Raw genomic sequence first — 26,212 nt, 5'->3', positions numbered from 1 at the left:
GGTCGTCACATCCAACATGGATGTTGGCCGTTAGATCGCTTTCGCGGGCAAGCCTCGCTCCCACAAGGGATAGCGTCAAACGCCGAATTGGGCGCGGTAGGCTTCAACTGCTGGCAGGTGTTGCTTGAGCTGCGGGTCATCCGCCAGGAACTCGAGCACCTGATTCAGCGACACAATGCTGATCACCGGGATGCCGAAGTCACGCTCCACTTCCTGGATGGCAGACAATTCGCCGTTGCCCCGCTCCTGACGGTTCAGGGCGATCAACACGCCCGCGGCCTTGGCGCCGTCCTGGGAAGCGATGATCTGCATCACTTCCCGGATGGCGGTGCCTGCGGTGATCACGTCGTCGATGATCAGCACGTCGCCGGTCAATGGCGCGCCGACCAGGCTGCCGCCTTCGCCGTGGGCCTTGGCTTCCTTGCGGTTGAAGCACCATGGCAGATCACGGCCATGATGCTCGGCCAGCGCCACGGCAGTAGTCGCCGCCAGCGGGATGCCTTTGTAGGCCGGGCCGAACAGCACGTCGAACGAAATACCGCTCTCGACGATGGCTGCCGCATAGAAACGACCCAGCTGCGCCAGGGCGGAACCCGAGTTGAACAGGCCGGCATTGAAGAAGTAAGGACTGGTGCGTCCGGACTTCAGGGTGAACTCACCGAAGCGCAAAACGCCACGATCAATGGCAAAACGAATGAAGTCGCGCTGATACGCTTGCATGAAAAAAACCCCAAATACCACGGATTTAGCTAATTAGGTAGACGCCGTGTATCATACCCGCACGCGATTTTTGGGGCCACTTATGCGGATCATCAGTGTGAACGTCAATGGTATTCAGGCTGCAGTCGAGCGTGGTTTGCTCAGTTGGCTGCAAGCACAGAATGCCGACGTCATCTGCCTGCAGGACACCCGCGCCTCCGCCTTTGAACTGGACGATCCAGCCTTCCAACTGGATGGCTACTTCCTTTATGCCTGCGAAGCTGAAGTTCCCGCCCAAGGTGGCGTGGCTTTGTACTCGCGGTTGCAACCGAAGGCAGTCATCAGCGGTCTCGGCTTCGAGACGGCCGACCGCTACGGGCGTTACCTGCAAGCCGATTTCGACAAGGTCAGCATCGCGACCTTGCTGCTCCCTTCGGGGCAGAACGGCGATGAAGACTTGAACCAGAAGTTCAAGCTAATGGACGACTTCGCCCGTTATCTGGATAAACAGCGACGCAAACGTCGCGAGTACATTTATTGTGGCTCGCTGTACGTGGCGCAACAGAAGCTGGATATCAAGAACTGGCGCGACAGCCAGCAATCTCCGGGCTTCCTGGCACCTGAGCGTGCCTGGATGGACGAGATTGTCGGCAACATGGGTTATGTCGATGCCCTGCGCGAAGTCAGCCGTGAAGGCGACCAGTACAGCTGGTGGCCGGACAACGAACAGGCCGAGATGCTTAACCTGGGCTGGCGCTTCGACTACCAGATACTGACCCCGGGCCTGCGCCGCTTCGTACGCAGCGCACGCCTGCCACGTCAGCCACGGTTCTCGCAGCATGCACCGCTGATCGTGGACTACGACTGGACGCTGACTATCTAAGCGTCTTTTCGCAGATGCAAAAAAGCCGACATCGCTGTCGGCTTTTTTGTGGGCAATGATTTTCTAATGCGGGAGCGAGCTTGCTCGCGTAGGCGTCGTGTCAGGCGACATTAGTATCGACTGACCCACCGCATTCGCGAGCAAGTCGAATCGTCGCACCGCCGCTCCCACAGGGGATCAGCGGCGTACTTATGTCACCAACCGCCAGGTGAAGGGATAACGATAAGGCACCCCGTCATTGGCCTTGAGCCCGGCAATGATGCACAGCACCATCGCCCCGATCAGCACCAACGGCAGCAGCGCAAAGCCAATCAACACCAGCATCAGCAGATAACAGATGCCCGAGACCAGGGCCACGGTGATCTGAAAGTTCAGTGCTTCCTTGCCTTGGGCGTCGATGAACGGATCGGTTTCACGCTTCCACTGCCAGAGTATCAGCGGCCCGATCAGGTGACCGAATGGAAACCAGACACCGAGAAACGCCGAGAGGTGACAAAACATCGCCCACTGGCGAGCCTCGGGACTCGGGGTGGGAAGCAACTGCTGTTCATCACTCATGGCGCTCTCCTTGCCGGGCGTCAAAACAATCAGTCGGCCAGTGCAGCCTTCTGCAGTTCGAAAATCTCGTTCATGCCTTTCTTCGCCAGCGCCAGCATCGCGTTCAGCTCTTCCGGCTGGAACGGCGCGCCTTCGGCAGTGCCCTGAACTTCGATGAAACCGCCAGTGCTGGTCATCACCACGTTGAGGTCAGTCTCGGCAGCCGAATCTTCCAGGTAGTCGAGGTCAAGCACAGGCTCGCCCTGGTACATGCCCACCGAAACGGCCGCGATCATTTGCTTGAGCGGGTCGCCACCTTTCAGGCCGCCGCGCTTCTTGATCACTTTCAAGGCGTCGATCAGTGCAACCATGGCACCGGTGATGGACGCGGTGCGGGTGCCGCCGTCAGCCTGGATCACGTCGCAGTCGACGTACAGGGTGACGTCGCCCAGCTTGGACATGTCCAGCGCAGCGCGCAGGGAACGGCCGATCAAACGCTGGATTTCCAGAGTACGGCCGCCTTGCTTGCCGCGGCTCGCTTCACGCTGGTTACGTTCGCCAGTGGCGCGCGGCAGCATGCCGTATTCTGCGGTCAACCAACCCTGGCCCTGACCTTTCAGGAAACGTGGCACGCCATTCTCGACGCTGACGGTGCAGATGACTTTGGTATCACCGAACTCGACCAGTACAGAACCCTCGGCGTGTTTGGTGTAGTTGCGGGTAATGCGGATCGAGCGGAGCTGATCGGCAGCGCGACCACTTGGACGTTTCATAGGGATTACCTGTACGGGGGACGGAAAACTGCCGAGCATTATAGAGCCGTGGGCCGCGTGTGGGCACTTCTAAAAAAATCGCCCGACGATTGAAGCCCCTGAATAGAGCTTAGCCGACGGCCTGCAGCTCTTTGTCACAGCGTGTGTTTGGGCGCATCCGCCCCACTGCGCTACAATCCTGCGCCTTTGCTGCCTGTCGGCTTTAATTCACAGATAGCGGGTCCGCGAACCATGGGTTACGCGCCGACCTGCATTGCGAGGTACCTCCATGGTGCACAGCATGACCGCCTTCGCCCGCGTCGAGAAAGCCGGCGTCCAGGGCACCCTGAGCTGGGAATTGCGCTCGGTCAACAGCCGCTACCTGGAACCCCACCTGCGTTTGCCGGAATCTTTCCGCGACCTCGAAGGCGCGGTCCGCGAAGGCCTGCGTCAGGAACTGTCCCGGGGCAAGCTCGAATGCACCCTGCGCTTTACCGAAGAAAGCACCGGCAAACCGCTGCAAGTGGACCGCGAGCGCGCCGCGCAACTGGTCGCCGCCGCCGAGACGGTCGCCGGTCTGATCAAGAACCCGGCCGCACTGAACCCGCTGGAAGTCCTGGCCTGGCCCGGCGTGCTGGTCGCCGATGCCGCCGACCCGCAAGCGCTGAATGCCGAAGCCCTGGCGCTGTTCCATCAGGGCCTGAAAGAACTCAAGGCCGGTCGCGAGCGCGAAGGCACTGAACTGGCGCGATTGATCAACGAGCGCCTGACCTCTATTGAAGGGGATGTGGTGATCCTGCGTGAACTGGTCCCGCAGATGCTCGCTACCCAACGCCAGAAAGTTCTCGACCGCTTCACCGACATGAAGGCCGACCTCGACCCGCAGCGACTGGAACAGGAAATGGTCATGCTCGCGCAAAAGAGCGACGTCGCCGAAGAACTGGATCGCTTGAGCACTCACATCATCGAAGTTCGCCGAGTGCTCAAATCCGGCGGCGCTGCCGGTCGGCGCCTCGACTTCCTGATGCAGGAACTCAACCGCGAAGCCAACACACTGGGCTCCAAAGCCTTCGACCCGCGCAGCACGACAGCGGCGGTCAACCTCAAAGTGTTGATCGAGCAGATGCGCGAACAAGTGCAGAATATTGAGTAAGGCAAACCCGACATGACCCACAGCACCGGCACCCTGTACATCATTTCCGCCCCTTCGGGCGCGGGCAAGAGCAGTCTGGTCAAGGCCCTGACCGACGCTGATCAGGAGATCCGTGTCTCGGTCTCCCACACCACCCGCGCCATGCGCCCCGGCGAAGCGAACGGCGTGAACTATCATTTCGTCGAACGCAGCGAGTTCGTGAAGATGATCGAGCACGGGGATTTCCTCGAGCGCGCCGAAGTGTTCGGCAATCTCTATGGCACCTCGCAAAGCCACCTGCAGCAGACCCTGGATGAAGGCCACGACCTGATTCTGGAAATTGACTGGCAGGGTGCCGAGCAAGTGCGCAAGTTGATGCCCCAAGCACGTTCGATCTTCATCCTGCCGCCGTCCCTGCAAGCCTTGCACCAGCGCCTGACCAATCGTGGCCAGGACAGCGACGAGATCATCGAAGGCCGGATGCGCGAAGCCGTCAGCGAGATGAGCCACTACGTCGACTACGACTACCTGATCATCAACGACGATTTCGCCCATGCACTGCGCGATTTGCAGGCGATTTTCCGCGCCAATCAGCTGCATCAGAAGCGTCAGCAGCAGCGTCATGGCAAATTATTGGCTGAATTGCTCGGCTAAACAGCGCTTCCCAAAACCGCTGCAAGGGCTTTACATTGGCACTTATAGCGCGTTGAAGAGCCTGGTCAAAAAATCAGCGCTTCCCTAATCGCTGGTGATTTTTTAAACTGTTGAGTCCGCTCGCCCACCCGGGCAGCGCGCATATTGCATTCGCTCCGAGGAATACCATGGCCCGCGTAACCGTTGAAGACTGCCTGAACCACGTGGAAAACCGTTTTGAACTGGTCATGCTGTCCACCAAGCGTGCCCGTCAACTGGCCACCGGCGGCAAAGAGCCCCTGGTTCAGTGGGAAAACGACAAGCCTACTGTTGTAGCGCTGCGTGAAATCGCCGAAGGCCTGATGAGCTACGAGTTCATCGCCAACGCAGAAATCGTCGAAGACGAACCGCTGTTCGCAGCGTTCGAGGACGAGTCCAACGAGGCAGTATAAGTCCATGCCTGGTCGACGTAGCACGGCGCGGGGTCACAACGAACGGCAGGAATTATCATGCCGAGCATAGACGCCCTCGCCGATCGCTTATCGACCTACCTCGGCAAGGACCAGGTCAATCTGGTCCGCCGAGCGTACTTCTACGCCGAACAAGCCCACGATGGCCAACGCCGTCGCAGCGGTGAGGCGTACGTCACGCACCCACTCGCGGTTGCGAATATTCTTGCCGATATGCATATGGACCATCAGAGCCTGATGGCGGCCATGCTGCATGACGTGATCGAAGACACCGGTATTGCCAAGGAAGCGCTGCAAGCGCAGTTCGGCGAAACCGTGGCCGAACTGGTCGACGGGGTCAGCAAACTGACCCAGATGAACTTCGAGACCAAAGCCGAAGCCCAGGCCGAAAACTTCCAGAAAATGGCCATGGCCATGGCGCGCGATATTCGCGTGATCCTGGTCAAGCTGGCCGACCGCCTGCACAACATGCGTACCCTGGAAGTGCTGTCAGGCGAAAAACGCCGACGGATCGCCAAGGAAACCCTGGAAATCTATGCGCCCATCGCCAACCGGCTGGGCATGCACGCCATCCGCATAGAATTCGAAGACCTCGGCTTCAAGGCCATGCACCCGATGCGTTCCGCGCGAATCAACCAGGCGGTCAAGCGCGCCCGGGGCAACCGCAAGGAAATCGTCAACAAGATCGAAGAGTCACTCAGTCACTGCCTGGCCATCGACGGCATTCAGGGTGAGGTCAGCGGTCGTCAGAAACACCTCTACGGCATCTACAAGAAAATGCGCGGCAAGCGTCGGGCCTTCAACGAGATCATGGACGTCTACGCGTTCCGGATCATCGTCGACAAGGTCGATACCTGCTACCGCGTGCTGGGCGCTGTACATAATTTGTACAAACCGTTGCCGGGGCGCTTCAAGGATTACATCGCGATCCCCAAGGCCAACGGCTATCAGTCGTTGCACACCACGCTGTTCGGCATGCACGGCGTACCGATCGAGATCCAGATCCGCACCCGTGAAATGGAAGAGATGGCCAACAACGGCATCGCCGCCCATTGGCTGTACAAATCCAGCGGCGACGAGCAGCCCAAAGGCACTCACGCCCGCGCCCGCCAGTGGGTCAAAGGCGTGCTGGAAATGCAGCAACGGGCCGGCAACTCGCTGGAATTCATCGAAAGCGTGAAGATCGACCTGTTCCCGGACGAGGTCTACGTGTTCACGCCCAAAGGCCGGATCATGGAGCTGCCCAAAGGCTCCACGGCGGTCGACTTCGCTTACGCGGTGCACACCGACGTGGGCAACAGCTGCATCGCCTGTCGGATCAATCGTCGTCTCGCGCCGCTGTCCGAACCGCTGCAAAGCGGCTCCACGGTCGAGATCGTCAGCGCTCCGGGTGCGCGGCCGAATCCGGCATGGCTCAACTTTGTGGTCACCGGCAAGGCGCGGACGCACATCCGCCATGCGCTGAAACTGCAACGACGTTCCGAGTCCATCAGCCTCGGCGAACGCCTGCTGAACAAGGTGCTCAACGGTTTCGACAGCTCCCTGGAAAAAGTCCCGGTCGAGCGCGTGCAGTTGATGCTCCACGAATACCGCCTCGAACTCATCGAAGACCTGCTCGAAGACATCGGCCTGGGCAATCGCATGGCTTACGTGGTCGCCCGCCGCCTGCTCGGCGAAGGCGAGCAATTGCCAAGCCCGGAAGGTCCGCTGGCGATTCGCGGCACCGAAGGTCTGGTGCTCAGTTACGCCAAGTGCTGCACGCCGATCCCGGGCGACCCGATTGTCGGGCACCTCTCCGCCGGCAAAGGCATGGTGGTGCACCTGGACAACTGTCGCAACATCAGCGAAATCCGCCACAACCCGGAAAAATGCATCCAGCTCTCGTGGGCCAAGGATGTCACCGGCGAATTCAACGTCGAGCTGCGCGTCGAACTGGAACACCAGCGCGGCCTGATCGCCCTGCTGGCCAGCAGCGTCAACGCGGCCGACGGCAATATCGAAAAAATCAGCATGGACGAACGCGACGGTCGTATCAGCGTGGTCCAACTGGTGGTCAGTGTGCACGACCGCGTGCACCTGGCCCGCGTGATCAAGAAACTGCGCGCCCTGACCGGGGTCATCCGCATCACCCGCATGCGCGCGTAGCCCACCCTTCACAAGGAGTCATACATGACCAAGACCGTTATCAACAGCGACAAGGCCCCGGCCGCCATCGGTACTTATTCCCAGGCGATCAAGGCTGGCAATACCGTTTACATGTCGGGTCAGATTCCTCTGGACCCAAAAACCATGGAACTGGTCGAAGGCTTCGAAGCCCAGACCGTCCAGGTGTTCGAGAACCTCAAAGCCGTGGCTGAAGCGGCCGGTGGTTCGTTCAAGGACATCGTCAAACTGAACATCTTCCTCACCGATCTGAGCCACTTCGCCAAGGTCAACGAGATCATGGGCAAGTACTTCGACCAACCTTACCCTGCCCGCGCCGCCATCGGCGTAGCAGCCCTGCCAAAGGGTTCGCAGGTTGAAATGGATGCCATTCTGGTCATCGAGTAATGTGTCCGGCGCAGCCTTTCAACGGCTGCGCCGATCTTGCTTTGAAAGGATTCCACCATGCGCCAAGCGCTTGTTCTCTCGCTGCTCGCCCTTCTCTTGGGCGGTTGTGCCAGCGACCCTGCCGACCGTGATATCAGCGGCACCTGGATCAATCAGTCGGCGATCGATGCTGCATCCGAAGGTGCCCCCCTGCGGGAAGCGCTCCAGGCCTATGGCCCGAATCTGGAATGGGACGTCAACACCCGAGCCGGTCAGGCCCGCTACACCAATGGTTTTGAAAACGTCGACGGCAAGCTGCTGGGCGAAGAGTCCGGCGCCTGGAAAGTCGACTTCTATGGCAGCTCCGCCAGCGAGCTGAAGCGTGATGGCAAGCAACTGAGCCAAGCCGCCAACGACAACGAGCCGGAGCAAGTCTTCGACCGTGCAACGGTCCCGGTGCCCGAAGGCGCACCGATTGGCGCGAGTTTCGAGCGGGCGTTGTATTCGGCTTATATGGGCGGCAGCTGGAAAATTCTCAGCGGCCCGGGCGAAGGCAATACCGTGCAATTCCAGCCCGACGGCCAGGTTGCCGGCCTGCCCGGAGCGGATCGTTATGCCCTGTGTCTGGCGGGCGATTGCGCGTCGATGAGCGGCGGCAACGACAACATCTGGCTGCAGGTGAACGGCCAGGGCAATACCTGGATCTTTGCGCGCAAGGGCAAGGAACTGGAGATTTTCCAGACGGTGAATGCCGCACTGGCGGACGAGATGCCTTCGTTTACGCCGGGTGATCGCAAGTGGTTGCTGGAAAAGCAGTAACCCGGCCCTAAGGCCAACGCAGAATCCATGTGGGAGCGGGCTTGCTCGCGAAAGCGGTGTAACAGTCAACGATGATGTTGAATGTTATGACCCCTTCGCGAGCAAGCCCGCTCCCACATTTGGTTTGTGGTGACTGGAAATCATCAGCGGCCTTCGAGGATCGCAGCGTAGCCTTCGCGGAAACTCGGATACTTCGGCACCCAACCCAACGCCTTCGCCCGGGCATTGCTGCAGCGCTTGCTGCCGGCACGACGCACACTCGCATCCTCGGCCCATTCGGTCACGCCCAGATACTCACGCAACCAGCCCACCACCTCAGCCAATGACGCGGGCGCATCGTCGACGCCTATATAGACATCATCCAGCGCCACGCCACGCCAATCCGCCTCAAGCAGGAATGCCAGCAACCCCGCCGCGTCGTCGACGTGAATGCGGTTGGCGTACAACGGCGGATCGATCGCCACGCGATAACCGCGACGGACCTGGGTCAGCAGCCACTCCCGACCCGGACCATAAATGCCGGTCAGGCGCACGATGCTGGCCGGAATGCCGCTATCACGCGCCACTTGCTCGGCTTCCAGCATCACACGCCCTGAATAGCCAGCCGCCACAGCCGGCGAGGTCTCGTCGACCCACTCGCCCTCTTGCTGGCCGTAAACGCTGCTGCTGGAAACGAATAGCAGTCGATTGGGCACTTGCCCATAGTCGCCCAGCCATTCCAGCACGTGCTGCAAACCCTGAATATAAGCGGCTCGGTATCCGGCCTCATCGTGATCGGTAGCCGCCGCGCAATACACCAGGTAATCCACCGCTCCGATTGGCCAGGTCGCCGGGCAGTCTTTATTGAACAAGTCACCGGCAACGCCAATCACCCCTTGGGGCAGGCGTGAGACGTCACGCCGCAAGCCGTGAACCTCCCACCCCGAATTCAACAATTGCGTGGCCAGACGACTGCCGACATCACCGCAGCCGGCGATCAAAACAGAAGGCGCGGACATCAGAAAACTCCTATCGGAAAGCTACAGACTAGCGTCGACAAAGGACACGCGGCTAGCAATGCAGGAAAAAAAGATACTCTATTACTTTTGTTAACAAGAATTACTTGCAATAATGCACGCCACTTTTGTTCTCGGCCTCACGAGGCCTGGAAGAACATTTACCGTCTTTTCCTTTCAGGTCCGGCCAGCATGACACGCAATCAATTCCCCGCTTCGCCAACCAAACGACCTCGCGCCTGGAGCGCGGTGGCCGCCCTGCTGCTCAGCCTGATGCTGGCGCCGACCGCCGCCTTCGCTGATGCACAAGCGCCGGCCACACAGCCTGCCGCCGCTCAAACACCCGCCGCGCCTGCCGTGACCCCAGCCGCGACCGATCCGGTCCAGGCCGTAGACGCCGCTGACGTGCCGGAAGTCCTCGAAGCCGACAACACCCTGGGCATGGCCCATGACCTGTCGCCGTGGGGCATGTACCAGAACGCCGACATCATCGTGAAGATCGTGATGATCGGCCTGGCCATCGCCTCGATCATCACCTGGACCATCTGGATCGCCAAGGGCTTCGAGCTGATAGGCGCCAAGCGTCGTCTGCGCGTTGAAATCGCCCACCTGAAAAAAGCCGCCACCCTTAAGGAAGCCAGCGCTACGGCGGCCAAGGAAGGCACCCTCGCCAACCTGCTGGTTCATGACGCGCTGGAAGAAATGCGCCTGTCGGCCAACAGCCGCGAGAAAGAAGGCATCAAGGAACGCGTGAGCTTCCGCCTCGAGCGCCTCGTCGCTGCGTGCGGTCGCAACATGAGCAGCGGCACCGGCGTACTCGCCACCATCGGTTCCACCGCGCCGTTCGTCGGTCTGTTCGGCACCGTATGGGGCATCATGAACAGCTTCATCGGCATCGCCAAAACCCAGACCACCAACCTCGCCGTCGTAGCTCCCGGCATCGCCGAAGCCCTGCTGGCAACCGCGCTGGGTCTGGTTGCAGCGATTCCTGCGGTGGTCATCTACAACGTCTTCGCCCGCTCCATCGCCGGTTACAAGGCGCAAGTGTCCGACGCCTCGGCAGAAGTCCTGCTGCTGGTCAGCCGTGATCTCGACCACCTGCCGGCCGAGCGTAGTAGCTCGCAACCGCACATGGTGAAAGTGGGGTAATCGGCCATGGGCCTGCATTTGAAAGAAGGCGCAGACGACGATCTGGCCGAGAACCACGAAATCAACGTCACGCCGTTCATCGACGTGATGCTGGTGCTGTTGATCATCTTCATGGTGGCAGCCCCGCTGGCCACCGTGGACATCAAGGTCGACCTGCCTGCTTCCACCGCCAAACCGGCGCCGCGGCCAGAGAAACCGGTGTTCCTCAGCGTGAAAGCTGACCAGCGCCTGTTCCTCGGCGAAGACGAAGTGAAGGCCGAAACCCTCGGCGTCACACTCGACGCCAAGACGAAGGGCAAGAAAGACACGACGATCTTCTTCCAGGCCGATAAAGGCGTGGACTACGGCGACCTGATGAGCGTGATGGACGCCCTGCGCGCCGCCGGTTACCTGAAGGTCGGCCTGGTCGGACTCGAGACGGCAGCCAAGAAATGATCAACACGCGCCAAAAGCTGACGCGTTACAGCGGGAGCCTGGCCGTGGTGCTGGGCGTCCATGCGCTGGCCATTGCGCTGGCGCTGAACTGGACGTCGCGCCCGCCGATCGAGCTGCCGCCGCAGGCGATGATGGTCGAACTGGCGCCGGTTCCGGCCCCGCCACCGCCCGCACCGCCAAAGGTGATCACGCCGCCACAGCCACCGGCTCCGGTGGAAGAACTGCCGCTGCCAAAACTCGCTGAAGCGCCGAAGGCCGAGATTGCCGTGCCCAAGCCGGTCAAACCCAAGCCGAAGCCTCAACCGCCCAAGCCTGTGGAGAAAAAGCCGGAGCCGCCGAAGGAAAAGCCTTCCGAGGAAAAACCGAGCGACGCGCAACCGACTCAGGCACCGACGGAGAAATCCGCTCAGCCGGCACCCGGCCCATCGCCAGCGCAACAAGCTGCCAAGGCCAGCTGGCAAGGCACCCTGCTCGCACACTTGGCCAAGTACAAAAAGTACCCGGCCAGTGCACAGGCGCGGGGCAAGGAAGGTTTGAACCGTCTGCGCTTCGTGGTCGATGCTGAAGGCAACGTGTTGTCGTTCGAACTGGTGGGCCGCTCCGGCAACGCCGATCTGGACCGGGCCACCCTGGAAATGATCCGCCGCGCCCAACCGCTGCCCAAGCCACCGGCCGACATGCTGAACAACGGCTCCATCGAAATCGTTGCACCGTTTGTTTACTCGCTGGAACGTCGCCGTTAAAACAGAAGATCAAAACATCGCAGCCTTCGGCAGCTCCTACCTGGGATTGATGTACATCCTGTAGGAGCTGCCGAAGGCTGCGATCTTTTTGCTTTTTGCATATCCGCAAACGCCAAACCTGCATTGCCCTGTGTCACTCAACACACTCAGTCTGATAACGTGCGTCTATCGATTGCAGCCGGTATGCTTGGCCCGCAACTTCATGGACGCTTGCTATGACTCTCACAGAATTACGCTACATCGTTACCCTCGCCCAAGAGCAGCACTTCGGCCATGCGGCCGAGCGTTGCCACGTCAGCCAGCCGACCCTGTCGGTGGGCGTGAAAAAGCTTGAAGACGAACTCGGTGTGCTGATTTTCGAGCGCAGCAAGAGCGCCGTGCGCCTGACCCCGGTCGGCGAAGGCATTGTCGCCCAGGCACAGAAAGTCCTGGAGCAGGCCCAAGGCATCCGCGAACTGGCCCAGGCCGGCAAGAACCAGCTGACCGCACCGCTGAAAGTCGGCGCGATTTATACCGTCGGCCCGTACCTGTTCCCGCACCTGATTCCGCAACTGCACCGGGTCGCCCCGCAGATGCCGTTGTACATCGAAGAAAACTTTACCCACGTGCTACGCGACAAACTGCGCAACGGCGAACTCGACGCGATCATCATCGCCCTGCCGTTCAATGAAGCCGACGTACTGACCTTGCAGCTCTACGACGAGCCGTTCTACGTCTTGATGCCGGCCCAGCACCCATGGACCCAAAAAGAATCCATCGACGCCGCCCTGCTCAACGACAAGAGCCTGCTGTTGCTCGGCGAAGGCCACTGCTTCCGCGATCAAGTGCTGGAAGCCTGCCCGACCCTGGCCAAAGGCAACGACGGCGCCAAACACACCACGGTGGAATCCAGCTCGCTGGAAACCATTCGCCACATGGTCGCGTCCGGCCTGGGCATTTCGATCCTGCCGCTGTCGGCGGTCGACAGCCATCACTACGCTCCCGGTGTGATCGAAGTTCGTCCATTGAGCGCGCCAGTGCCGTTCCGCACCGTGGCCATCGCCTGGCGCGCGAGCTTCCCGCGGCCGAAGGCGATTGAAATCCTCGCCGACTCCATTCGCCTGTGCTCGGTGGCCAAGCCGCCAGCGCCGGTGGTGGCCGGTTAAGTCGCTGCCATGACCGAGTTGTCGCAAGTGTCGGTGACGGCACTCAAGGGTGTCGGCGAAGCCATGGCCGAGAAACTGGCCAAGGTCGGCCTGGAGAATCTCCAGGACGTGCTGTTCCACTTGCCGCTGCGTTATCAGGACCGCACCCGTGTGGTCCCGATCGGCCATTTGCGACCCGGGCAAGACGCCGTGATCGAGGGCACCGTCAGCGGCGCCGACGTGGTCATGGGCCGGCGCCGCAGCCTGGTTGTCCGTCTGCAGGACGGCACCGGCGGGCTCAGCCTGCGCTTTTATCATTTCAGCAACGCCCAGAAAGAAGGCCTCAAACGCGGCACGCGTATTCGCTGCTACGGCGAAGCGCGGCCCGGCGCATCGGGGCTGGAGATCTACCACCCGGAATACCGCGCCATCACCGGCGACGAGCCGCCGCCGGTGGATGAAACCCTGACCCCGGTCTACCCGCTCACCGAAGGCCTGACCCAGCAGCGTTTGCGCCAACTGTGCATGCAAACCCTGACCCTGCTCGGCCCCAGCAGCCTGCCCGACTGGCTGCCGACCGAACTGGCCCGGGACTATCAACTGGCGCCGCTGGCCGATGCAATCCGTTACCTGCATCACCCGCCCGCCGATGCCGATGTCGACGAACTCGCCCTCGGTCATCACTGGGCCCAGCACCGTTTGGCCTTCGAAGAACTGCTGACCCATCAACTGTCCCAACAGCGCCTGCGCGAAAGCATGCGTGCCCTGCGTGCCCCGGCAATGCCAAAAGCCACCAAGCTGCCCGCTCAGTATCTGGCCAACCTCGGCTTCACCCCAACCGGCGCCCAACAACGGGTCGGCAACGAAATCGCTTACGACCTCAGTCAGCATGAGCCGATGTTGCGGCTGATCCAGGGCGACGTGGGCGCAGGCAAAACCGTGGTTGCTGCCCTCGCCGCGCTGCAAGCGCTGGAGGCCGGTTATCAGGTCGCATTGATGGCGCCCACAGAGATTCTCGCCGAGCAGCACTTCATCACCTTCAAGCGCTGGCTCGAACCGCTGGGTATTGAAGTCGCGTGGCTGGCCGGCAAGCTCAAGGGTAAAAACCGCGTAGCTGCGCTGGAGCAAATCGCCAGCGGTACGCCAATGGTGGTCGGCACCCACGCGCTGTTTCAGGAAGAGGTGCAGTTCAAGAACCTGGCGCTGGCGATCATCGACGAACAACACCGCTTCGGCGTGCAGCAGCGCCTGGCATTGCGACAGAAAGGCGTCGGCGGGCGGATGTGTCCGCACCAGCTGATCATGACCGCCACGCCGATCCCCCGGACGTTGGCCATGAGCGCCTACGCCGACCTCGACACCTCGATCCTCGACGAACTGCCGCCCGGCCGTACGCCCGTAAATACGGTGCTGGTCACCGACACCCGGCGCGTCGAAGTAATCGAAAGGGTGCGTGGCGCCTGTGCCGAAGGGCGTCAGGCTTATTGGGTGTGCACGCTGATCGAAGAGTCGGAAGAGCTGACTTGCCAGGCCGCCGAAACTACTTTTGAAGACCTGACCGCCGCCCTCGGCGAGTTGAAAGTCGGGCTGATCCACGGCCGCATGAAGCCCGCCGAGAAAGCCGCGGTGATGGCCGAGTTCAAGGCCGGTAACCTGCAACTGCTGGTCGCCACCACCGTGATCGAAGTCGGCGTCGACGTGCCCAATGCCAGCCTGATGATCATCGAAAACCCTGAACGTCTCGGCCTCGCGCAACTGCACCAACTGCGTGGCCGTGTCGGTCGGGGCAGTGCCGTCAGCCATTGCGTGCTGCTTTACCATCCGCCGCTGTCGCAGATCGGCCGTCAGCGGCTGGGCATCATGCGCGAAACCAACGACGGTTTTGTCATCGCCGAAAAAGACCTCGAACTGCGCGGTCCCGGCGAAATGCTCGGCACGCGCCAGACCGGTCTGCTGCAATTCAAGGTCGCGGACCTGATGCGCGACGCCGATTTGCTGCCCGCCGTGCGCGACGCCGCTCAAGCATTGCTCGAGCGTTGGCCGGATCACGTCAGCCCGCTGCTCGACCGCTGGCTACGCCATGGGCAGCAATACGGCCAAGTGTGAGCACTGTCGCAGTTTCTGAACCCTGGCTTTAAACAAGCTGGTTATACTCCCGCAATTGTTTGCAAACGGATACAGACCATGACAGAAGCTGCCCTTGCCCCCGAAACCCCGCACGCTCCGTCTGTTATTCGGCTGCTGCTCGGCAAGTTGGGCATCGCCTACGAAGAAGTCCTCGACCATCACGGCCTGAACGCCGCACGCAAAGTGCAGGCAGTTCTGCTGGACGATGCCGTCGGCGCGCTCATGGTGCTGTTCCCCCAGAGCCAATTGCTCGACCTCAACCGCCTCGCCGAACTCACCGGCCGCCGGTTGACCGCCGTATCCACCGAACGCCTGGGAAAAATGCTTGGCAAACACAGCCTGAGCCTGCTGCCCGGCCTGCCGGCGCTCACCAGCTCGCCGTGCCTGTACGAAGAAAGCCTGCTGCGCGAACCGATGTTGCTGATCAACTCGGGCGAGCCGGGCGTGCTGCTGGAAATCTCCAGCGACGCTTTCAAAACCATGCTGACCAAGGCCAGCGCCGGCAATTTCGGCGAAGCCGTGAACCGCATCCGCCCGAACCTCGACCGCCCCGACGATGACCGCGAGGAAATCACCCAGGCCGTACAAGCGTTCACCGCGCGGCGCATCCAGCAGCGTCTGGAAGAGACCATCGAGATTCCACCGCTGGCCGAAACCGCGCAGAAAATCATCAAACTGCGGGTCGATCCCAACGCCACCATCGACGACATCACCGGCGTGGTCGAAACCGACCCGGCGCTGGCCGCACAAGTCGTCAGCTGGGCAGCGTCGCCGTTCTATGCCTCGCCGGGCAAGATTCGTTCAGTGGAAGACGCCATCGTCCGGGTGCTGGGTTTCGACCTGGTGATCAATTTGGCGCTGGGCCTGGCCCTCGGCAAAACCCTCAGCCTGCCGAAAGACCACCCGCAACACACCACACCGTACTGGCAGCAATCGATCTACACCGCCGCCGTCATCGAAGGCCTGACCCGCGCCATGCCCCGCGCCCAGCGCCCGGAAGCCGGCCTGACCTACCTCGCCGGCCTGCTGCACAACTTCGGCTACTTGCTACTGGCCCACGTATTCCCGCCGCACTTCTCGCTGATCTGCCGCCACCTGGAGGTCAACCCGCACCTGTGCCACAGCTACGTGGAACAACACCTGCTGGGCATCAGTCGCGAACAAATCGGCGCGTGGCTGATGCGCTTCTGGGACATGCCCGAAGAACTGGCCACCGCCCTGCGCTTCCAGCACGACCCAAGCTACGACGGCGACTACGCCGAATACCCGAACCTCGTGTGTTTGGCGGTGCGTTTACTGCGCAGTCGCGGGATTGGGTCTGGGCCGGATGAAGACATCCCCGACGCCCTGCTGGAACGCGTAGGCCTGAGCCGCGATAAAGCCAATGATGTGGTCAGCAAAGTGCTTGAGGCTGAAGTGCTGCTGCGGGAATTGGCTTCGCAATTTAGCCAGGCCTGAAAAGCATCGCGAGCAGGCTCGCTCCCACAAGGATCACCTAAATCCCTGTGGGAGCGAGCCTGCTCGCGATGAATCCAACTCGGTTTACCTGACCACCTCAAACCTGAGCCCCGCTATGATTCGACTGCAAATAGAGGGCTTTCCGATGATCCGAACAACGGCTGTCAGTGTTGCAAGTCAAATCCGCAAGCTTGCTAAAGATCACGAGGCTACTGCTGATCCTGACGACCTGAGCCGTATGGCCGTGAACATTACCCGCTTGGCTGGCGATTTCGTTGAGTTGGATGGCATCGAACAGTTGCTCGTCAATCTCAAGAGAAAAGGCGTTCTGAGCAAGTCTGAGATCCTGGCACTCCAAGGAGGCTACCTTCAGGAAAGGCGCTCACAGAAACATAGCGCATGACTTTTGATCCGTTCAGCGCCTTAGAGGCCAGCCACTCGACGCCCACGAGCCTCTAGAGTCGGATGGTTGAAGAGGCGAGCTTGCCTCTCGAAGATCTTGGCGAGCTACTTGAAGGACCTTAAGCTTTCGGCTTGGCCTTCCTAGGCTTCAAATACTTGGTCAACCCCTGAAACCAGATCACCAACGCCGGGTTGCCCTTGATCTGAATCGACTTGTCCTGAATCCCCGTCATAAACGCCAATTGCTTGTTCTTCGCCTGCATCGTGGCAAAGCCATACGCCGCGCCCTTAAACGCAATCGCAAACGCCGGCTCGGCATACACGCCCGACTTGCTGGTAATGCGCTGATCCTTCACAAAGAAATGCCGCGCCACCTTCCCGTCCAGGGTCTGTAATTGGAAAACAAGCTCCTTGTCACCCAACTGCTGCTGAAACGCAGGATTAGTCCGACTGGCCTTACCCATCAACAAACCCAGCATCCACAGAAGAAAACGAAATTTCATGCGCACAGCCTCATGAGAAAAGTGAACGGCCGGCGCAGTGTAGCCGCTTCAAACCGGAACGCCACCATCTGGTTGCGTTAGAAGAAGATGAACCGCTTTTCCCGCATGATGACCACCAAGTCACACGTTCCCTCCTCCACCTTGATCGTTCCCACGCTCCCGCGTGGGAATGCATCCCGTGACGCTCCGCGTCACACCCAACACCCGCCCTACACCTGAAGAAACACATTTCTGTAGGAGCTGCCGAAGGCTGCGATCTTTTGATCTTGATGCCCTCAAACCTCTCGGACATTTCCTTCAAAACGCCGGGCTGTTCATGAACTAGGCAGCCCTCACCTTCACCGATAACCTCTGTTCGTCACCGCAAAAAACGGTGACACGGACGTGCAAGTCCGGTGGAGTACACATTCGGTTATGGCAATTCATCGAGCGTTTTCCTATGCTCGCGAATCGTTATGGCGGCTGTGTATGGGAGATCTTCGGGTCTGCCGGGTGACTCCACCGGTCTTGCACACCTATGCACAGCTGCCACCTCTTTCGAAGTGCACGCGAAACGGTGTCAGCTCCTTAAATCATGGAGTAACACTTAATGATCAAGCCAACACCCAATCCTCCAGAAAACCCAGCCACATCCCCCTACGAATCCTTCGATTCGAAAAAGCTCCACGAAGCCGCCGAACGCGCCCTCGACCACCATTTCGCCCCACCACCCAACGAAAAACCCAAGCGTAAAGGCAAACTCTTCACCGTCTCCCCCGACATCGACACCGAAGCCCTCCTGGCCAACGCCTCGGAAGACCTGCTGTCCATCAGCGCCATCGCCGCCAACTTGGCCGACGATGTTGATGGAACACGGCGCTCCTTAGCCTTGGCGCTAAGCAGATTGGCGGATGGGGTTCGGTTGTTGGTGGAGCGAGCGCTGGATCACATTGATTCGCCGAATCCGGCGGAGCATCGGGCTAAGGCATAACGGACAGCGGATAGAAAAAGGGGACGTTAAGTCCCCTTTCTTGATGACCCCTGGCTCACCACTGGCAGCCTGTCTCGGGCGGCGAGTCCATATTGCTATCCTGCTCGAATACGTATTTCTTTCCGGATTTGTAGTTCGTATAGACCATTCCGTAAATCAGAGCCCCCTGACCGACCATTCCATAATCTCCGGTCACCGAACCTTCAGACACTTCAACCCATCTTGTCGTGAACTGAGAGGGCCGACTCGGATCGAGCACCTCTTCTTCGGAATCTTTATAGACGAGAGAAATGGCCTCCTTCGATTTACTGTACTTGACGCTTGCGCCGCTCCATTTGGAAACCGAGTCGTAATAGCTTCTAAACTCAAAATTGATGTCTTTGCCTTCCTGCGAGCGGAAGCAATAGACCTCAGTTGTGACTTCGCTGTGAGCCGCCATCGGACAGATGAGTAGCAGGGCTACAAAAAACAACGAAAAAGACTTCAACCCGATCATTCCTTTTAGCGGTTCATGGGCAACTGAAAGCGCATTCGCACAGCGCAATAAGCGAGGTCTTCACGAAACAGTCGAAAACGCATCTCACACTGCCCATCCGCATATTGCTTCCAAACCGGATCGTCGAAGTCACCCCCTCCCAGCAGATTGATCGAGGTCTTCAGACCGTTTTCACGGTCCTGCCCTGCCATCAACGATGCAGCTTTGTAAAAGCCATCATTGGGCAGGCCGGTCTGTAGATAAATGAGCTCACCCAAGCGGGCACTGGTTGTCTGCGCCAAACACGCTAGCTTCTCGATAGGCGCCTCAGCTCCCGGCAAAACGGCCTGATACAGATCCTCGCAATACGCCTCTTTGAAGCGCACCCAACTCCTTTGCACATCGGTTAGTTGCTTCTTGTCTGTGAGAGACAAGCTGGTCAGGGTTTTCTTGTATTGCTCATTCAACACAGCGTCGACTTTTTCGTAGCTTTGCTGGCCGCAAGTGATCAAATCGGGATTGGTAAAGCTGTCGTGGTTGCAGGTTTCCTGTGCATGAACCGAAACCATCGACGCCGCGAAGGCGACGCTCATCAGTGCTACGGCAGACCTTTTAAACTTCGTTGTCACGGTTGACCCTCGACGCCACGACCGATCACAGGAGAAAAATAATAAAGCATAGAAAAGCGGGACAGATTTACTTACCCACACCTAACTTTCTTTACATAAACCCACCTGCTTTTTTGACAGCCGCTCATGTACCAGACTCATATTAAACCAAAACTTTCTACCACCCCACTACCTATCTTCACTGGCAACCAAATGGAATTCATTACCATCAAACTCATAATATCTAGTTCTATATTTTCGCGAGACTTTATTGTTGTTAGCATCCACTTCCCGATTTTGAGCGACCCCCATTATCACAACCAACCTGCTATTAGCCCTAAAGTCTATATCGAACGACTCCTCAGTTTCCTCATCGTCTGCCTTGTAAGCATTCGGCAAGCTCCTTACAACCTCCCCAGTTTTCGCATCAATGACTTCTCCACAAATTGAACCACCACCACACTCACCGGTAAAAAGAATGTAATGACCTGCAAAGTTTACTGCTTTTTTTGCGGCATTATTTCTTAATTCATCCCAGCGCTGACCCGCGGTATCAATTTTAGCTAACGGATGACTTGCGCCCTTATACAAAGTGCCGGCGTCGTATTCTGAAAATGATGGAGGCGCCGCAAACGCTAAAGCACTAATAAAACAAAGCAATAGAAGTGTTTTAGACAAAAATTTACCCAGCATTTCTTTTAGACTCCTCGAGTGCACGGACCATTTCGTCGGGTGTAATATGAGCAGAGTTCAGCCCATCGCCTTGATAGAAAGATACTCCTTCCGACTGAGCATGTCGCTCGACCCACTGTTTTTTATGAGTTACAGGGTGAAGAATTGGGACGCCTGCAGCATCCTTCAAAACTATAGAGCTGATTTTCTTTCCTTGCCTTACGCCTGCCGACGCAAATTCTTTCGCCCATGCGTAAATTGCATCCTCCACATCACCATCCCCTTCCAGATAGTTAATTATGGCTTTCCTTTTTATTTTAATCAGGTAATCAACAAATATTCTATCCTGCATCGCCTCATCATATTTTTGAGACGTATCCAAACCAAGCTTATCTACGGCCTCAGCTAGAGTAGGCGTGATAAGTTGGTACCGCCCTGTTGCAAACATTTCATCATTTTCTTGCTTCTGCTGAACCTCAGCAATTGTCAGAGATGTCAGATTTGTATTGTAGAATGATTTAAGTACAGGTGTTGTAGCATTGTAAGCCGTGTAATCGTTATTCGATTCCACTTTACCCAACAAATTTGCAAATGCGCTATGGGCCCATCCAGACGGCGCACGCTTCAACAAGTGCGTACTGACAAACTCAACCGGATGAAAGTGCCAAACAACTTCAGAGTTGATAACTGCGCTCCCAGAAAGCTCCTCCCAAAACACATACTTACTTATTCTTTCTTTTTCATGCTTCAACGTTTTCGGCGACAGCTCCAACAAGTTATCTAACTTACTCCACTTAGGTGCATCGGCTTTACTCTTCCACTCAGTCGGATGATGAGCAATAAATTTGGCCCACTGATCTCTCGTATCAGCGTTCTTCAGTGCGTCAGCGAGCTCGCCCGGATCAACTTCACCATCGTGGTTTTTGTCAATTTTTGCAAAGAGATCCTTGAAAAATTGCGGCATGTCTTCCGGATCGAGAAAACCATCCGCTGTGGCGTTTGTTTCCTCAACAATCTGAAAACCCATCTTCTCCCAATCATGCTGCGTGATGACTTCTGCGCCGGCCTTCTTTACAAGGCCAGTGATCGATTGGTCATCCTCTGTCACTTTGACTTCGTAATAGTCGTCGCTGCCCTCTTTGATAACTGGAGCCTTACGCAGATCAACGGCATGTTCCTTCTTAAGTGGCGTGGTGCCAGTTGCCGGTGCTTTTTTCTTCAGTTCGGCCCCCACCGGTAGATACAGATACTGCTTGCCAATCTTCAAACCGGCAGAGTTCTTAAGGAATTCTTTCACGTCAGCTTCGGCAGTGAATATCTCGACATGTACTTGATACTTGCTTGCCACGCCACCGTTTTCGCCTGTGAGGTTTTCGGTTTGTCCCAAGTAACCAATCGGATCGCCAGCCTTGATGCCGGTTCTGGTTGATGCAACGCTATCAAAGTCCGTAGAAGTCACCGTCTCCCACTGCACATACTGGCTTGCCGGATCGTTTTCGACGTTCGTCCAGAATGTCGGCGGTGCATTCCCCGTTGGCTGCCATACTCCGCCAGACACCAGTGTGCATGAGGCCATGCGCCTTAATTTATTGCCAATCACTAGGTTAACGATTTCTTTGCTATCGAACTCGATAACACTATTGACGGCCAACTCCAGGCCGCCATCGACGGGCGCACCGGCAGGCTGTCCGTTCGTTGGATTCGCCGGACTCTGATGTATAGGCAACCGTTTAGTCGCCCTAGCTTTAACCTTTCCTTGCCAGTAATTTGGCCGGGCGCGCTCTGGAATGACGTCTGCTGTCCAAATGCGGTGATGTTGGGAGTTTTTGTATGGCTCACCATCCTTCAAATAGGCGAACCAAATTTCAGTCCCTACGTCGCGAACTTTGTTCGAACCAGCCTTCACGCTGCCGGAAAGAATTTTGCCTTTGGCGTATGTGATGTTGTTAACGTCTTTCTGCTCCAGGACTTCAAGCTTGGTACCGTTCGTCACTTTACCAGGGGAGATTATGTCGCTCGACAAGGGCGCCTCGTCATAAGCCTTGAAGTCCCCTACCTTCATGGTCACCTTCGGTTTTGGCGTTTCATCCGGTGATAACGGATAGCGCTTATACGGTAAGAGGTGCATGTAGAGGCTGTAGAAGATCAGCTTGTTTTGCTTACCCTTGTTCGGTCCTTCTTCCGGGTTAGGCGTCGACTTGTACTCGTGACGTACCAGGCAAAAGGAGTTGGAGTATTTCAGCTTTTTCTCATTGTCACCAAAGGTTGACTCCAGATAGTCCTGATTGAGCCGATACGCAACGACCTCACCATCAGCCATACAACGTACTGGTTCATTCAGCACGCACTGAGGAGCACTTTTGTCGGTGATGTGAATACCACCGTGCCAAAATTTGTTGCTACCCAGCAGGTAATGACCCGAGGTCTCACCCTCAAGGACTTTGTAGATTTCTTCAGCATCTGTGAATTGCTTACCGTCAGCCTTGCGAAACGGATATTGGAAGTTCATCAGCGGCGCAGGGCCCGCCGGAGCAGGTGCTGGAGCGGGAGCGGGAGCAGCCGCCGGCGCCGGTTGCGCACCAGTTCTATATTGGGGTTTTGGACGCAAGAACTTTTCTGGCATTGGCCAGTAACCACTACCGTTCCCGAACTTGGCGGACTTAGGCCCCGATGAGGTTTGCGAACCGAAAAAATCCCCCGCATTGCGCACCGAATTGATGCTCTCGACTACCCCCGTATGCCCGTGAAAATTGATCCAGAGTGCAATATCACCAGGCTCGACGTTCGCGAGCGGAACGACGACAAAATGGGTTACGTCAACATTCAGCTGTCCCGTTGTCAGGTATGGAATTGAATAACCCGCGTCCTTCAGCATTCGGTACAACAGACCTGAACAGTCGATTTCCTTTCGACCGTCGCCGTCGGCATCGGCATAGCCTTTCGCTGGACCGTATTCATATTGGGTATGCGGGTAGTTGGCCCGCTGTTCGAGTAGTCCGGTACTCATCGGAAGCTCCCTGCTTTAAGACATTGAATTGAGTTATCAGCGACGACGCCTTGGGCCGCCAAGTGGTCAACACCTCGCGTGCCGGACTCAGGATCCTTTTTCTGAACCTCCTGATAACACGCCATTGCTCGGGGCAGGTCAGCAGGGGCGACGGTGCCGACTTCATACACCTCGCCAAGTTGGCTCAGCGCATCTACCGAGCCTCGGCTCGCGGCGCTTTCCAATGCAGCCATTGACAGTTGCGGGTTGATACAGACTTGCTTGTCGTCGTATTCGCCCTCATCGCAGTAAAAATTCGCAAGCGTCACGCCTGCGTCGGGAATGCTTTTTGAAGCAGCAATCAAAAGATCCACAATTTTGCTGTTATCCAGGCGGGGAGCTTGCCCAGAAAGACTGATTCCCGCAGCAGCGAGTGCAGCTTGCGGCGAACCTTCTTGCGCTCCGGCCAAGTAGCTATCCAGTGCTGCTGCGTACAAATAAACACCCGATTCAGGCGATGCATGATTAGCCAGCCTGTCAAACCATGCACCTTTCCTCAGCTCTCGCTGACCTGGCAATAGTTTCTCTGTTCGAGACACAACATCAGATACGTTTTCAAGCGACCAATCTTCGACACGATCCAGAACCCAACAGTCGCCGTGTTTGAAGACGAAAACCTTTAGAAATTTGCCTGCCTGGTCACGAACGATCAGCTTGTTCGGTAAATCGACCTTAATAGTTAGGCTCGACGCAGCAGCATTTTCCGGCACAAGAACGTTCAACTCGGTAGCGTCCAGCGCTTTGATATTGCGCTGGACAACCTTTGGCTTGTCGCCATCGGCAACCACTCGAAGTTCCTGAACGGACGAGGCAATAGATGCCTTCTGTATCTCAGGTTGGGATGAGAAAACCTGGGCGAACTCTGCAAAGTTGCCGCTCGGGCATTGCGGGTCACTGGGCGATGAGGCAACGGCGCCGCTGCACATACCCAACGTCAGCAGTGCGATGGAGCACCACCTGAACTGCCTTGCGTTTTTGTTTGTTGTCATCACGAAACTCATCACTCAGAAAACACAAAAAAAGCCTTCGGTTTAACCTTCTCAGGCACCGCATTCCCCAACGCCTGATCCATCAAACTCCCCGCCTTATCCTTATCCGCAGCCCCCGGCAACACGGGCGGCTTAATCCCGATCCCGGTCCCCGAGCCTGCCGACCCACCGGCATTAATCTTCACCACCGGCCCAACCACGGTAACCCCACCCGCATCCAGCTTGATAAAACTCCCACCGGCTTTAACCGTAAGCTCCATCCCAGCTTCGATAACAATCTTGTCCCCAGCCTTAAGATGAATCTCTTTCCCAGCGCTGGTCAGCTGCGCAGTCCCCAGCTTCACATGCTGGTTCTGCCCAATCGTCAGATGATCATCCACCCGCACTTCACTCTTGCGATCAGCAATCGTGGTGCGATGCTCCTCAGCCTTCAGCTCGGTGTAAGTGTTCTTCTCAACGGTATCGTGGCGTTCATTCCCCACCCGAATCTTCTGATCGTGCTCGATGTTTTCATCCCAATCCCGCTGAGCATGAATGAAGATCTGCTCCGCCCCCTTCTTGTCTTCAATCCGCAGTTCATTAAACCCACCGCCCCCCGGTGAGCTGAGGGTTTTGAACACAGTGCGAGTCTTGTTCGCCGGCAGGTCGTAAGGAACCTGGTTTTCCTTGTGGTAAAGGCACCCAGTCACCAATGGCTGGTCAGGATCCCCTTCAAGGAAGGTCACCAACACTTCCATACCAATCCGCGGAATGGCAATGGCGCCATACCGATCCCCGGCCCAACTCGAAGAAACGCGCATCCAGCAGCTGGTTTTGTCATCAGCCAAACCTTCGCGGTCCCAGTGGAATTGCACTTTGATGCGGCCGTATTGATCGCAGTGGATTTCTTCGCCTTTGGGGCCGGTGACCATGGCGGTCTGGCTGCCGAGGACGCGGGGTTTCGGGTGTTCCAGGGCCGGGCGGTAGAACACGGCCCATGGGGTGGCGAGGAAGCGGTTGCGGTAGCCCTGGTGGAAGTCGTCTTTGTAGTCGGTGGTGTCGCTGGTCACGCCTTCTTCGAGCACTTGCGGCTGTTTGCCTTCGTGGACGACTTCGGTGAGCAGCCAGAGGTCGTTCCACTCGGTGCGCGGGTGGTCGGAGATTTCCAGGAAGTGGCCGCTGACGAGGGTGGTCTGGTCGCCATGGCCTTCGGCTTGCTGGTAGTCGGCGCGGTGGCGTTCGAGGGCGCGTTGGCTGAGGAATTTGCCGCGCGCGCGGTCGAGGAAGCGGCCCGGGTAGTCGTAGTCTTCGAGGTCCGGCTCTTGGCTCTGAACATCAGGTTTATAGGCAGCTTCCAATTGCAGGCGCGGTTTTTCAAAGTCGTAGTCGCGGCGGGTAGTCCGACTGGTGCGGGTTTCCAGGCGCAGTTTGAAGCCTTTGATCACTGGCTCGTCGGCGACCATGCCGCTGCCTTGCACATAAGCAGTGGGCTGGCCGAGTTTCGGGAACACCGTTTGATCGTCACCGAATACCAGTAAATGACCTTTGGAGGTGTGCTGGAAGTGGTAGTGAATGCCTTCCTCCTCACACAGGCGCTGGACGAAGTGCAGGTCGGTTTCGTCGTATTGCACGCAGTAGTCGCGGTCCGGGCACGGCTGGCTCAACTGGAATTTGTAGGCGTTGCCTTTGATGCCGTGTTCTTCGAGGATCAGGGCGATGATTTTCGGCGCCGACATCTGCTGGTAGATGCGCTGATTGGTGCGGTGATGCAGGTATTGCAGCTGTGGCACGAGGGAGATTTTGTAGCGGGTCAGACGCTTGCCGGCATCACCTTGGGCGACGCGGTAGATCTGGCCGTGGATGCCGGAACCCTTTGGGTCGAATGCGAGGAACGCCTGTTTGTGCAGGAGCTTTTCCAGGTCCAGGTCCGGGTTTTCGCTGACCAGTTCGAGGTCGAAGCGATACGGCTGGCTGATGCCTTCGGTGCCGGTGAACGACAGCACTTGCAGGTCGCCGGCATAGTCTTCGACTGTGAGGCTGAAATGCGTTTCGTTGGAAGGGTTAAACATTGTTTGCTCCCTGT

General features: G+C 57.9%; 26 protein-coding genes. 15 read left to right on the top strand and 11 right to left on the bottom strand.

Annotated features, from left to right (window positions below):
- Positions 1-75 precede the first annotated feature (75 nt).
- Complete coding sequence (gene pyrE, locus F6R97_RS15485; RefSeq protein WP_007894680.1) at positions 76-720, bottom strand: orotate phosphoribosyltransferase; 645 nt, start codon at positions 718-720, stop codon at positions 76-78.
- Positions 721-802: 82 nt separating this feature from the next.
- Between pyrE and F6R97_RS15480 the strand changes: the two genes are divergently transcribed.
- On the top strand, positions 803-1,582 hold the full coding sequence (locus tag F6R97_RS15480; protein ID WP_008030595.1) for an exodeoxyribonuclease III: 780 nt from the start codon (positions 803-805) through the stop codon (positions 1,580-1,582).
- Between the two features lie 189 nt (positions 1,583-1,771).
- Here F6R97_RS15480 and F6R97_RS15475 read toward each other — a convergent pair whose 3' ends face one another.
- Positions 1,772-2,140, bottom strand: coding sequence for a DUF4870 domain-containing protein (locus tag F6R97_RS15475; RefSeq protein WP_048396258.1), 369 nt, complete (start codon positions 2,138-2,140; stop codon positions 1,772-1,774).
- Between the two features lie 29 nt (positions 2,141-2,169).
- Positions 2,170-2,892 carry a ribonuclease PH gene (gene rph, locus F6R97_RS15470; protein ID WP_030132447.1) on the bottom strand — a complete coding sequence of 241 codons (723 nt, stop codon included), beginning with the start codon at positions 2,890-2,892 and terminating at the stop codon, positions 2,170-2,172.
- A 268-nt stretch (positions 2,893-3,160) separates the two neighbouring features.
- Here rph and F6R97_RS15465 point away from each other — a divergent pair, with 268 nt between their 5' ends.
- From F6R97_RS15465 to F6R97_RS15440, 6 genes are all read left to right on the top strand, one after another.
- Positions 3,161-4,024, top strand: a complete 864-nt coding sequence (locus tag F6R97_RS15465) for a YicC/YloC family endoribonuclease (protein WP_048396257.1) — start codon at positions 3,161-3,163, stop codon at positions 4,022-4,024.
- A gap of 12 nt (positions 4,025-4,036) precedes the next feature.
- Positions 4,037-4,657 (top strand): guanylate kinase, encoded by a 621-nt coding sequence (gmk, locus tag F6R97_RS15460; RefSeq protein ID WP_315866780.1) that lies wholly within the window; start codon positions 4,037-4,039, stop codon positions 4,655-4,657.
- 167 nt (positions 4,658-4,824) lie between these two features.
- Entirely contained in the window at positions 4,825-5,088 is a 264-nt protein-coding gene (gene rpoZ / locus F6R97_RS15455; RefSeq protein ID WP_007894670.1) for a DNA-directed RNA polymerase subunit omega, read from the top strand.
- 57 nt (positions 5,089-5,145) lie between these two features.
- The gene (gene spoT, locus F6R97_RS15450; RefSeq protein WP_038980727.1) at positions 5,146-7,251 is read left to right on the top strand and encodes a bifunctional GTP diphosphokinase/guanosine-3',5'-bis pyrophosphate 3'-pyrophosphohydrolase; all 2,106 of its coding nucleotides are present in this window, start codon (positions 5,146-5,148) and stop codon (positions 7,249-7,251) included.
- Positions 7,252-7,275: 24 nt separating this feature from the next.
- Entirely contained in the window at positions 7,276-7,656 is a 381-nt protein-coding gene (locus tag F6R97_RS15445) for a RidA family protein (RefSeq protein WP_003177257.1), read from the top strand.
- Positions 7,657-7,713: 57 nt separating this feature from the next.
- Positions 7,714-8,454, top strand: a complete 741-nt coding sequence (locus F6R97_RS15440; protein ID WP_050681655.1) for a hypothetical protein — start codon at positions 7,714-7,716, stop codon at positions 8,452-8,454.
- Between the two features lie 143 nt (positions 8,455-8,597).
- Here the strand turns inward: F6R97_RS15440 and F6R97_RS15435 are convergent, their stop codons facing one another.
- Positions 8,598-9,452 (bottom strand): SDR family oxidoreductase, encoded by an 855-nt coding sequence (locus tag F6R97_RS15435; protein WP_315866779.1) that lies wholly within the window; start codon positions 9,450-9,452, stop codon positions 8,598-8,600.
- Between the two features lie 189 nt (positions 9,453-9,641).
- Here F6R97_RS15435 and exbB point away from each other — a divergent pair, with 189 nt between their 5' ends.
- The 7 genes from exbB to F6R97_RS15400 all read left to right on the top strand — a co-directional run bounded on the left by exbB (position 9,642) and on the right by F6R97_RS15400 (position 16,888).
- Positions 9,642-10,598, top strand: coding sequence for a tonB-system energizer ExbB (gene exbB / locus F6R97_RS15430; RefSeq protein ID WP_038980720.1), 957 nt, complete (start codon positions 9,642-9,644; stop codon positions 10,596-10,598).
- 6 nt (positions 10,599-10,604) lie between these two features.
- Entirely contained in the window at positions 10,605-11,033 is a 429-nt protein-coding gene (gene exbD, locus F6R97_RS15425) for a TonB system transport protein ExbD (RefSeq protein ID WP_315866778.1), read from the top strand.
- Entirely contained in the window at positions 11,030-11,776 is a 747-nt protein-coding gene (locus tag F6R97_RS15420) for an energy transducer TonB (RefSeq protein WP_038980715.1), read from the top strand. Before exbD ends, F6R97_RS15420 begins: the two co-directional genes overlap by 4 nt.
- 215 nt (positions 11,777-11,991) lie before the next feature.
- On the top strand, positions 11,992-12,921 hold the full coding sequence (locus tag F6R97_RS15415; RefSeq protein ID WP_008007618.1) for a hydrogen peroxide-inducible genes activator: 930 nt from the start codon (positions 11,992-11,994) through the stop codon (positions 12,919-12,921).
- Positions 12,922-12,930: 9 nt separating this feature from the next.
- Positions 12,931-15,006: an ATP-dependent DNA helicase RecG gene (recG, locus tag F6R97_RS15410; RefSeq protein WP_052964479.1), complete on the top strand. Its 2,076-nt coding sequence runs from the start codon at positions 12,931-12,933 to the stop codon at positions 15,004-15,006.
- 78 nt (positions 15,007-15,084) lie between these two features.
- Positions 15,085-16,485: an aminoacyl-tRNA deacylase and HDOD domain-containing protein gene (locus F6R97_RS15405; RefSeq protein ID WP_315866777.1), complete on the top strand. Its 1,401-nt coding sequence runs from the start codon at positions 15,085-15,087 to the stop codon at positions 16,483-16,485.
- A gap of 145 nt (positions 16,486-16,630) precedes the next feature.
- Positions 16,631-16,888: a hypothetical protein gene (locus tag F6R97_RS15400; protein WP_315866815.1), complete on the top strand. Its 258-nt coding sequence runs from the start codon at positions 16,631-16,633 to the stop codon at positions 16,886-16,888.
- Positions 16,889-17,006: 118 nt separating this feature from the next.
- Here F6R97_RS15400 and F6R97_RS15395 read toward each other — a convergent pair whose 3' ends face one another.
- Positions 17,007-17,390: a helicase gene (locus F6R97_RS15395; RefSeq protein ID WP_315866776.1), complete on the bottom strand. Its 384-nt coding sequence runs from the start codon at positions 17,388-17,390 to the stop codon at positions 17,007-17,009.
- Between the two features lie 589 nt (positions 17,391-17,979).
- On the opposite strand from F6R97_RS15395, the gene F6R97_RS15390 reads away from it, so the two are divergent.
- Positions 17,980-18,360 (top strand): DUF6124 family protein, encoded by a 381-nt coding sequence (locus tag F6R97_RS15390; RefSeq protein WP_038980707.1) that lies wholly within the window; start codon positions 17,980-17,982, stop codon positions 18,358-18,360.
- A 55-nt stretch (positions 18,361-18,415) separates the two neighbouring features.
- On the opposite strand, the gene F6R97_RS15385 is transcribed toward F6R97_RS15390, so the two are convergent.
- From F6R97_RS15385 to F6R97_RS15360, 6 genes are all read right to left on the bottom strand, one after another.
- A complete protein-coding gene (locus F6R97_RS15385; protein ID WP_038980705.1) occupies positions 18,416-18,856 on the bottom strand; it encodes a hypothetical protein in 441 nt (146 codons plus the stop codon).
- Positions 18,857-18,861: 5 nt separating this feature from the next.
- Complete coding sequence (locus F6R97_RS15380) at positions 18,862-19,428, bottom strand: lysozyme inhibitor LprI family protein (RefSeq protein WP_315866775.1); 567 nt, start codon at positions 19,426-19,428, stop codon at positions 18,862-18,864.
- Between the two features lie 204 nt (positions 19,429-19,632).
- Positions 19,633-20,136, bottom strand: coding sequence for a hypothetical protein (locus tag F6R97_RS15375; RefSeq protein WP_315866774.1), 504 nt, complete (start codon positions 20,134-20,136; stop codon positions 19,633-19,635).
- On the bottom strand, positions 20,126-23,122 hold the full coding sequence (locus tag F6R97_RS15370) for an EF-hand domain-containing protein (RefSeq protein ID WP_315866773.1): 2,997 nt from the start codon (positions 23,120-23,122) through the stop codon (positions 20,126-20,128). The genes F6R97_RS15375 and F6R97_RS15370 overlap by 11 nt, the downstream gene beginning before the upstream one ends.
- Positions 23,119-24,150 carry a hypothetical protein gene (locus tag F6R97_RS15365; RefSeq protein WP_038980699.1) on the bottom strand — a complete coding sequence of 344 codons (1,032 nt, stop codon included), beginning with the start codon at positions 24,148-24,150 and terminating at the stop codon, positions 23,119-23,121. Before F6R97_RS15365 ends, F6R97_RS15370 begins: the two co-directional genes overlap by 4 nt.
- A gap of 11 nt (positions 24,151-24,161) precedes the next feature.
- Positions 24,162-26,198 (bottom strand): type VI secretion system tip protein VgrG, encoded by a 2,037-nt coding sequence (locus F6R97_RS15360; RefSeq protein WP_315866772.1) that lies wholly within the window; start codon positions 26,196-26,198, stop codon positions 24,162-24,164.
- Positions 26,199-26,212 lie beyond the last annotated feature (14 nt).

Origin of the sequence: Pseudomonas sp. JV414, from assembly GCF_032424305.1 — a bacterium.
In the GTDB taxonomy this organism is placed as follows: Bacteria; Pseudomonadota; Gammaproteobacteria; order Pseudomonadales; family Pseudomonadaceae; genus Aquipseudomonas; species Aquipseudomonas lini.
The sequence above is the reverse complement of the archived record's forward strand: the minus strand, read 5'-3'. Positions and strand labels throughout refer to the sequence as shown.

Excerpts from the sequence above, each read along its gene's own strand:
- pyrE (WP_007894680.1), bottom strand. The coding sequence starts at position 720 with ATGCAAGCGTATCAGCGCGACTTCATTCGTTTTGCCATTGATCGTGGC.
- F6R97_RS15480 (WP_008030595.1), top strand. The coding sequence starts at position 803 with ATGCGGATCATCAGTGTGAACGTCAATGGTATTCAGGCTGCAGTCGAG.
- F6R97_RS15475 (WP_048396258.1), bottom strand. The coding sequence starts at position 2,140 with ATGAGTGATGAACAGCAGTTGCTTCCCACCCCGAGTCCCGAGGCTCGC.
- rph (WP_030132447.1), bottom strand. The coding sequence starts at position 2,892 with ATGAAACGTCCAAGTGGTCGCGCTGCCGATCAGCTCCGCTCGATCCGC.
- F6R97_RS15465 (WP_048396257.1), top strand. The coding sequence starts at position 3,161 with ATGGTGCACAGCATGACCGCCTTCGCCCGCGTCGAGAAAGCCGGCGTC.
- gmk (WP_315866780.1), top strand. The coding sequence starts at position 4,037 with ATGACCCACAGCACCGGCACCCTGTACATCATTTCCGCCCCTTCGGGC.
- rpoZ (WP_007894670.1), top strand. The coding sequence starts at position 4,825 with ATGGCCCGCGTAACCGTTGAAGACTGCCTGAACCACGTGGAAAACCGT.
- spoT (WP_038980727.1), top strand. The coding sequence starts at position 5,146 with ATGCCGAGCATAGACGCCCTCGCCGATCGCTTATCGACCTACCTCGGC.
- F6R97_RS15445 (WP_003177257.1), top strand. The coding sequence starts at position 7,276 with ATGACCAAGACCGTTATCAACAGCGACAAGGCCCCGGCCGCCATCGGT.
- F6R97_RS15440 (WP_050681655.1), top strand. The coding sequence starts at position 7,714 with ATGCGCCAAGCGCTTGTTCTCTCGCTGCTCGCCCTTCTCTTGGGCGGT.
- F6R97_RS15435 (WP_315866779.1), bottom strand. The coding sequence starts at position 9,452 with ATGTCCGCGCCTTCTGTTTTGATCGCCGGCTGCGGTGATGTCGGCAGT.
- exbB (WP_038980720.1), top strand. The coding sequence starts at position 9,642 with ATGACACGCAATCAATTCCCCGCTTCGCCAACCAAACGACCTCGCGCC.
- exbD (WP_315866778.1), top strand. The coding sequence starts at position 10,605 with ATGGGCCTGCATTTGAAAGAAGGCGCAGACGACGATCTGGCCGAGAAC.
- F6R97_RS15420 (WP_038980715.1), top strand. The coding sequence starts at position 11,030 with ATGATCAACACGCGCCAAAAGCTGACGCGTTACAGCGGGAGCCTGGCC.
- F6R97_RS15415 (WP_008007618.1), top strand. The coding sequence starts at position 11,992 with ATGACTCTCACAGAATTACGCTACATCGTTACCCTCGCCCAAGAGCAG.
- recG (WP_052964479.1), top strand. The coding sequence starts at position 12,931 with ATGACCGAGTTGTCGCAAGTGTCGGTGACGGCACTCAAGGGTGTCGGC.
- F6R97_RS15405 (WP_315866777.1), top strand. The coding sequence starts at position 15,085 with ATGACAGAAGCTGCCCTTGCCCCCGAAACCCCGCACGCTCCGTCTGTT.
- F6R97_RS15400 (WP_315866815.1), top strand. The coding sequence starts at position 16,631 with ATGATCCGAACAACGGCTGTCAGTGTTGCAAGTCAAATCCGCAAGCTT.
- F6R97_RS15395 (WP_315866776.1), bottom strand. The coding sequence starts at position 17,390 with ATGAAATTTCGTTTTCTTCTGTGGATGCTGGGTTTGTTGATGGGTAAG.
- F6R97_RS15390 (WP_038980707.1), top strand. The coding sequence starts at position 17,980 with ATGATCAAGCCAACACCCAATCCTCCAGAAAACCCAGCCACATCCCCC.
- F6R97_RS15385 (WP_038980705.1), bottom strand. The coding sequence starts at position 18,856 with ATGATCGGGTTGAAGTCTTTTTCGTTGTTTTTTGTAGCCCTGCTACTC.
- F6R97_RS15380 (WP_315866775.1), bottom strand. The coding sequence starts at position 19,428 with ATGAGCGTCGCCTTCGCGGCGTCGATGGTTTCGGTTCATGCACAGGAA.
- F6R97_RS15375 (WP_315866774.1), bottom strand. The coding sequence starts at position 20,136 with ATGCTGGGTAAATTTTTGTCTAAAACACTTCTATTGCTTTGTTTTATT.
- F6R97_RS15370 (WP_315866773.1), bottom strand. The coding sequence starts at position 23,122 with ATGAGTACCGGACTACTCGAACAGCGGGCCAACTACCCGCATACCCAA.
- F6R97_RS15365 (WP_038980699.1), bottom strand. The coding sequence starts at position 24,150 with ATGACAACAAACAAAAACGCAAGGCAGTTCAGGTGGTGCTCCATCGCA.
- F6R97_RS15360 (WP_315866772.1), bottom strand. The coding sequence starts at position 26,198 with ATGTTTAACCCTTCCAACGAAACGCATTTCAGCCTCACAGTCGAAGAC.